The sequence below is a fragment of the Pseudomonas sp. CFBP 8758 genome, from assembly GCF_014841725.1.
GTDB classification, from domain to species: Bacteria; Pseudomonadota; Gammaproteobacteria; order Pseudomonadales; family Pseudomonadaceae; genus Aquipseudomonas; species Aquipseudomonas baltica.
The window spans coordinates 358750-365091 of sequence record NZ_JACYUK010000007.1 but is presented as its reverse complement, the minus strand read 5'-3'; the positions used below and the strand labels follow the sequence as shown (position 1 = coordinate 365091).

Annotated in this window: 6 protein-coding genes; 4 read left to right on the top strand and 2 right to left on the bottom strand. The window is 62.7% G+C overall.

Annotation, left to right across the window (positions count from 1 at the left end; translation table 11 throughout):
* Positions 1 to 175: 175 nt before the first annotated feature.
* Positions 176 to 793, top strand: a complete 618-nt coding sequence (gene trhA, locus IFT75_RS17635; RefSeq protein ID WP_192055924.1) for a PAQR family membrane homeostasis protein TrhA — start codon at positions 176 to 178, stop codon at positions 791 to 793.
* A gap of 3 nt (positions 794 to 796) precedes the next feature.
* Here trhA and IFT75_RS17630 read toward each other — a convergent pair whose 3' ends face one another.
* Both IFT75_RS17630 and IFT75_RS17625 read right to left on the bottom strand, forming a co-directional pair.
* A complete protein-coding gene (locus IFT75_RS17630) occupies positions 797 to 1516 on the bottom strand; it encodes a 16S rRNA (uracil(1498)-N(3))-methyltransferase (protein WP_192055922.1) in 720 nt (239 codons plus the stop codon).
* Between the two features lie 133 nt (positions 1517 to 1649).
* Entirely contained in the window at positions 1650 to 3056 is a 1407-nt protein-coding gene (locus IFT75_RS17625) for an adenosylmethionine--8-amino-7-oxononanoate transaminase (RefSeq protein WP_192055920.1), read from the bottom strand.
* A 189-nt stretch (positions 3057 to 3245) separates the two neighbouring features.
* Between IFT75_RS17625 and IFT75_RS17620 the strand changes: the two genes are divergently transcribed.
* The 3 genes from IFT75_RS17620 to IFT75_RS17610 form a co-directional block, all read left to right on the top strand.
* Positions 3246 to 5000 (top strand): flavin monoamine oxidase family protein, encoded by a 1755-nt coding sequence (locus tag IFT75_RS17620; RefSeq protein WP_192055918.1) that lies wholly within the window; start codon positions 3246 to 3248, stop codon positions 4998 to 5000.
* 199 nt (positions 5001 to 5199) lie between these two features.
* Positions 5200 to 5751 carry a cytochrome b gene (locus IFT75_RS17615; protein WP_122480559.1) on the top strand — a complete coding sequence of 184 codons (552 nt, stop codon included), beginning with the start codon at positions 5200 to 5202 and terminating at the stop codon, positions 5749 to 5751.
* 37 nt (positions 5752 to 5788) lie between these two features.
* The coding region (locus IFT75_RS17610; protein ID WP_192055916.1) for a YceI family protein at positions 5789 to 6342 on the top strand (554 nt) is incomplete at its 3' end.

Below are 6342 nucleotides of genomic sequence, written 5' to 3'. Positions count from 1 at the left end.
CGACGCGGCTTGCGCCGCTGCTACAAGGAATCTGTCGTTGCGGTAACCGCGTCCGGCGTCATTGCGACCCTTGTAGCAGCGGCGCGAGCCGCGTCGGCGGGCAGCGCGGTGGGACGGCTAATCGCGTCGGCGTTTGACGCGGCTTGCGCCGCTGCTACAGGGGTAAGGAGTTTGTATGTACCATGGCGAACGAATGAACGCCTGGACCCATTTGGCAGGGGCTGTGCTGGCGGCGGTCGGTGCTGTCTGGCTGCTGCTGGTGGCAGCGTTTCAAGGTGATCCCTGGAAGATCGTCAGCGTGTGCATCTATGGCACCACGCTGATCCTGCTCTACAGCGTTTCCACGATCTACCACAGCGTGCGCGGGCGCGGCAAAGTGCTCATGCAGAAGCTCGATCACCTGTCGATCTACCTGCTGATCGCCGGCAGCTACACGCCGTTCTGCCTGGTCACCCTGCGCGGGCCGTGGGGCTGGAGCCTGTTCGGCGTGGTCTGGGGGCTGGCGGTGCTGGGCATGTTGCAGGAGATCAAGCCACGCTCCGAGGCCCGCGTACTGTCCATCGTGATCTACGCGGTAATGGGCTGGATCGTGCTGGTCGCGATCGAGCCGTTGCTGCGCCTGCTGGGCCCCGCCGGATTCGCCTGGCTGGCCGCGGGCGGCGCGCTGTACACCGTGGGCATCATCTTCTTTGCACTGGACAGGCGCCTGCGCCATGCCCATGGGATCTGGCACCTGTTCGTGATCGCGGGCAGCGTGCTGCACTTCATCGCGATCTTTTTCTACGTCGTCTGAACCCTAGAAATCACCCCATAGCTGCTGCGCCACCGCCAGGGCAACCACCGGCGCGGTTTCGGTGCGCAATACGCGCGGGCCGAGGCGGGCAGCGTGAAAGCCGCCAGCCTTGGCCTGCTCCACTTCGGCATCGCTCAAACCGCCTTCAGGGCCGATCAGGAACGCCAGGCTGGCAGGTTTTGCATGGCTGAGCAGCGGCTCTGCAACGGGATGCAGCACCAGCTTGAGCTCGGCGTGGCTGGCGGCGACCCAATCGGCCAGCGCCTGCGGCGCATGAATGACCGGCACACTGGAACGGCCGCACTGCTCGCACGCGCTGACCGCCACCTGGCGCCAGTGGGCCATGCGCTTGTCGGCGCGCTCGTCCTTGAGGCGCACCTCGCAGCGTTCGCTCACCAGGGGGGTGATTTCACTCGCGCCCAGTTCGGTAGCTTTCTGGATCGCCCAGTCCATCCGTTCGCCACGGGACAGGCCCTGACCCAGATGGATGGCCAGCGGCGAATCGGGCTGGCCGGCAAACTGTTCGTCGAGGGTGACGCTGACGCGTTTCTTGCCCACTTCCAGCAAGGTGCCGAGGTATTCCTGACCGCTGCCGTCGAACAGCTGCACCTTGTCGCCGGCGACCATGCGCAGCACGCGGCCGATGTAGTGGGCCTGGGCTTCGGGGAGTTCGTGTTCGCCCAGGGCGAGCGGGGCGTCGATGAAAAAGCGGGACAGTCGCATGGGGGTGTCTCTGGTGATTTTGTAGTGTTTATTCGGGCCTCTTCGCGGCCACTGGCCACTCCTACGGTTACAGGGCGTGCCCCTGTAGGAGCGGCCAGTGGCCGCGAAAGCGCTGGTACAGGCGACGTCCTACTCAACCCGGATCGCGAAACCCGGGGTGGAAATCTTCGGCTACCTGCACGCTCACGCTGCTGCGCGTGGCGATATCGATCCCCTCGCTGGCCACCTCGGCCAGGAAGTCGATCTGCTCGGGCGTGATCACATAGGGCGGCAGGAAATACACCACACTGCCCAGCGGCCGCAGCAACGCGCCACGTTCGAGTGCGTGGTTGAATACTTTCAATCCGCGCCGTTCCTGCCAGGGGTAGGCGGTTTTGCTGGCCTTGTCCTGGACCATTTCGATGGCCAGGACCATGCCGGTCTGGCGCACTTCCGCCACATGGGCATGATCGACGAGGTGCGCCGTAGCGCTGGCCATGCGCTCGGCCAGGGCGCGGTTGTTCTCGATGACGTTGTCCTGCTCGAAGATGTCCAGTGTCGCCAGCGCCGCGGCACAGGCCAGCGGATTGCCGGTGTAGCTGTGCGAATGCAGGAAGGCGCGCAGGGTCGGGTAGTCGTCGTAGAAAGCGCTGTAGACGTCATCGGTGGTCACACAGGCGGCCAGCGGCAGGTAGCCCCCGGTCAGCGCCTTGGACAGGCACAGGAAATCCGGACGGATGCCGGCCTGTTCGCAGGCGAACATCGTTCCGGTACGGCCAAAGCCCACCGCGATTTCGTCGTGGATCAGGTGCACGCCGTAGCGGTCGCACGCCTCGCGCAACAGCTTGAGGTACACCGGGTGATACATGCGCATGCCGCCAGCGCCCTGGATCAACGGTTCGATGATCACCGCAGCAATACTTTCATGGTGCTCGGCCAGGGTGTGTTCCATGGCCTGGAACAGCGTGCGCGAATGCGCCTCCCAACTCACCCCTTCGGGCCGCAGGTAGCAGTCCGGGCTCGGCACTTTCAGGGTGTCGAGCAGCAGCGGCTTGTAGGTTTCGGTGAACAGCGGCACGTCACCGACCGACATTGCCGCAATGGTTTCGCCGTGATAGCTGTTGGTCAGCGTGACGAAGCGCTGCTTGTTCGGCTGGCCGCGGTTGACCCAGTAATGAAAGCTCATCTTCAGCGCGACTTCGATGCACGATGAGCCGTTGTCGGCGTAGAAGCAGCGGGTCAGCCCCTCGGGCGTCATCTTCACCAGCCGCTCGGACAACTCGATCACCGGCTGATGACTGAAGCCGGCCAGGATCACGTGTTCCAGCTGGTCGACCTGATCCTTGATGCGCTGATTGATGCGCGGGTTGGCGTGCCCGAACACATTGACCCACCAGGAGCTGACTGCGTCCAGGTAACGCTTGCCCTCGAAGTCTTCAAGCCATACGCCTTCACCGCGCTTGATCGGGATCAGCGGCAGGCGCTCGTGGTCTTTCATCTGGGTACAGGGATGCCACAAGACCTCGAGGTCGCGCTTCATCCACTGATCGTTGAGTCTCATCTTTTTCTCCCGCGGCAACACGCTTGGCAAACAGTCGCGCAAGCCTATGCAATGAGGCCTCGGCTCACAACCCAAACATGCTCGATGGCGGCGCTGGCGGGCAGTATGGCGCTGGCGTATGCTGCGCGGCACTTTGCCATTGCCGGGGCATGATCCGGCCATATCGCTTGCTCTGCCGGAGTTCTCTGCATGTCTGCTGGTTGGTTGCGCGCTTGGGCGCTGATAGTGGTGGGGCTGTTCAGCGCGCAGGCGTTGGGCAATGACAAGGCACAGACGGCGATCGTCGTCGGCGGCGGTCTGGCGGGGCTCACAGCCGCCTACGAGCTGCAGGCCAAGGGCTGGCAGGTGACCTTGCTCGAGGCGCGCCCCAGCCTTGGCGGCCGCTCGGGCCTGGCCACCAGCGAGTGGATCGGCGGCACCAAGATCCAGCCGGTGCTCAACGGCTATGTGAACACCTTCAAGCTGGCCACCCAGCCGGCGCCGGAATACGTCCGCAACCCCGGCTACCTGATCGACGGCGAATACTTCACCGCCGCCGACCTGGCCACCAAGCAGCCGGCCACTGCCGAGGCGCTCAAGCGCTACGAGAAAACCCTGGATGACCTGGCCCGCTCGGTCAAGGACCCGGAAAACCCCGGCGCGACCAGCACGTTGTTCGCTCTGGACCAGATCAACGTGTCCAACTGGCTGGACCGCCTGCAACTGCCCGCCACGGCACGGCAGCTTATCAATCAGAAAATTCGTACGCGCTATGACGAACCATCGCGTCTGTCGCTGCTGTATTTCGCCCAGCAAAGCCGCGTCTACCAGGACATCGACGATCGCGATCTGCGCGCTTCACGCTTGATTGGCGGCAGCCCCGTGCTCGCTCAGGCCTTCGTCAAACAGATCAAGACCATCAAGACCGATTCGCCGGTCTCGGCCATCAGTCAGGACAAGGACGGCGTGACCGTCAAGGTCGGCGCGGTGGGTTACCAGGCCAGTTACGTGGTGCTGGCCGTGCCCTTGCGTGCGCTGGGCAAGATTGCCTTCACCCCGGCGCTGGACAATCGTCAATTGGCCGCGATCAAAGGCACCAACTACGGTTGGCGCGACCAGTTGCTGCTCAAGTTCAAGACGCCGGTGTGGGACAGCAAGGCGCGCATGTCTGGCGAGATCTACAGCAACACCGGTCTGGGCATGTTGTGGATCGAGCCGGCCCTGAAGGGCGGCGCCAACGTGGTGATCAACCTGTCCGGTGACAACGCTCGCCTGCTGCAGGCCTTCGGCGACAAGCAGATGGTCGACCAGGTGTTGATCCGCCTGCACGCGTTCTATCCTCAGGCGCGCGGTGCCTTCACCGGCTATGAAATCCGTCGCTACAGTGTCGACCCTTCCTATGGCGGCGCCTACCTGGCCTACGGGCCGGGGCAGATCAGCAAGTTCTGGAAGGTCTGGGAAAAGCCGCAGCAGCGCATCGCTTTCGCCGGTGAGCACACTGATTCGCTGTACCCAGGCACGCTGCAAGGTGCCCTGCGCAGTGGCCAGCACGCCGCTGGCCAGGTTGTGGACCTGGCAGCGGGTAAATCCTTCGAGCCGGTCAAAGTGGTTCCGCCAGTGGCCGTGCCGGCGAAGGCCGTGGACAGCAAGCCTGGGTTCTTCTCCAAATGGTTTGGCGGGGGCGAGACGCCGGTGGCCAAGCCGGCCGAGCCAGCACCTGCGCCTGCGCCAGTACCTGCGCCAGCACCAACGCCCGCCCCGGTGCCTGTGGTGGTACCCGCGCCCGCGCCGGTCAAGGCCGAGCCTGTGAAGAAGGCCGCACCGGTGAAAAAGGTCGAAACCAAGAAACCGGAGACGAAGAAAGCCGAGGTGAAGAAGCCTGTGGTCAAGAAACCGGTCGAAACCAAGAAACCGGTCGAATCGAAAAACAAGGCAGAAGCGAAAAAGCCTGCGGTACAGCCGTAGGTTTCCACACCCTCGCCGTCGCCTTTCCCACAGGGCGGCGGCGAGCCTTCAACGTGCTATTGCTGCACCCTGGTCACCGACAGCACCGCGCTTAATACTGACTTAATCGACTTTATCGATATTTCAAAGCGAGATTTTCCGCTTTAATTCGATAGGTGAGTCAGTCATCTTGAGCGCAGTTCTTACAGGGTCCAGGCACATGCAGCTACGTAATTCCACTTCTCGCTATGGCTGGGTCAGCATCGTTCTGCACTGGGGCGTCGCGCTGACCGTGTTCGGGCTTTTCGCCCTGGGGCTGTGGATGGTTGGCCTGGGCTATTACGACCCATGGCGCAAGGCCGGTCCCGACCTGCACAAGAGCATCGGTCTGGTGCTGTTCTTCTTCATGTTGCTGCGCGTGGTCTGGCGCTTCATCAGCCCGCCGCCGCCCGCTACGCCCAATCAAGGCAAGCTCACCCGCACTGCGGCTCATCTGGGCCACCTGTTTCTCTATGTGGACCTGTTCCTGGTGATGAGCGCCGGTTACCTGATCTCGACGGCCGACGGCGTGGGGATTCCCGTGTTCGGACTGTTCGAGATTCCGGCATTGGTCAGTGGGTTGCCCGATCAGGCGGAAACCGCCGGTACCGTGCATTTCTACCTGGCCTGGGTATTGGTGATATTCGCCGTATTGCATGGCCTGGCCGCATTGAAACACCACTTCATCGATCGTGATGCAACCCTCATCCGTATGCTGGGTCGCAAAGCTTGACCGCTGTACCTATCAATTTTCCAGAGGAATGCTTTCTATGCTGAAAAAGACTCTTGCCGCACTCGCCATTGGCTCTGCCTTGTTCACCGCAGGCCAGGCCATGGCCGCCGACTACAAGATCGACAAGGAAGGCCAGCACGCTTTCGTCGACTTCAAGATCAGCCACCTGGGCTACAGCTTCATCACCGGTACCTTCAAGGACTTCGATGGCTCGTTCAGCTTCGATGCAGCCAAGCCTGAAGACTCGAAGATCGACGTGACCTTGAAGACCGCCAGCGTGTTCACCAACCACGCCGAACGCGACAAGCACATCAGCAGCAAGGACTTCCTGGACGTCGCCGCGTTTCCCGAGGCTACCTTCAAGTCCACCAGCGTCAAGCCGACCGGCAAAAGCGCCGATGGCAAGACCACTGCCGACGTGACCGGCGACCTGACCCTGCACGGCGTGACCAAGCCAGTCGTGATCAAGGCCACCTTCCTGGGTGAAGGCAAGGATCCATGGGGCGGCTACCGTGCCGGTTTCGAAGGCACCACGTCGATCAACCGCAAGGACTTCGCGCCCAAGTCGATGGACCTGGGTCCACAGTCGGA

Bases quoted from the DNA above. Each gene is read 5' to 3' on its own strand.
- IFT75_RS17625 (WP_192055920.1), bottom strand. From the start codon at position 3,056: ATGAGACTCAACGATCAGTGGATGAAGCGCGACCTCGAGGTCTTGTGG.
- IFT75_RS17630 (WP_192055922.1), bottom strand. From the start codon at position 1,516: ATGCGACTGTCCCGCTTTTTCATCGACGCCCCGCTCGCCCTGGGCGAA.
- IFT75_RS17620 (WP_192055918.1), top strand. From the start codon at position 3,246: ATGTCTGCTGGTTGGTTGCGCGCTTGGGCGCTGATAGTGGTGGGGCTG.
- IFT75_RS17615 (WP_122480559.1), top strand. From the start codon at position 5,200: ATGCAGCTACGTAATTCCACTTCTCGCTATGGCTGGGTCAGCATCGTT.
- trhA (WP_192055924.1), top strand. From the start codon at position 176: ATGTACCATGGCGAACGAATGAACGCCTGGACCCATTTGGCAGGGGCT.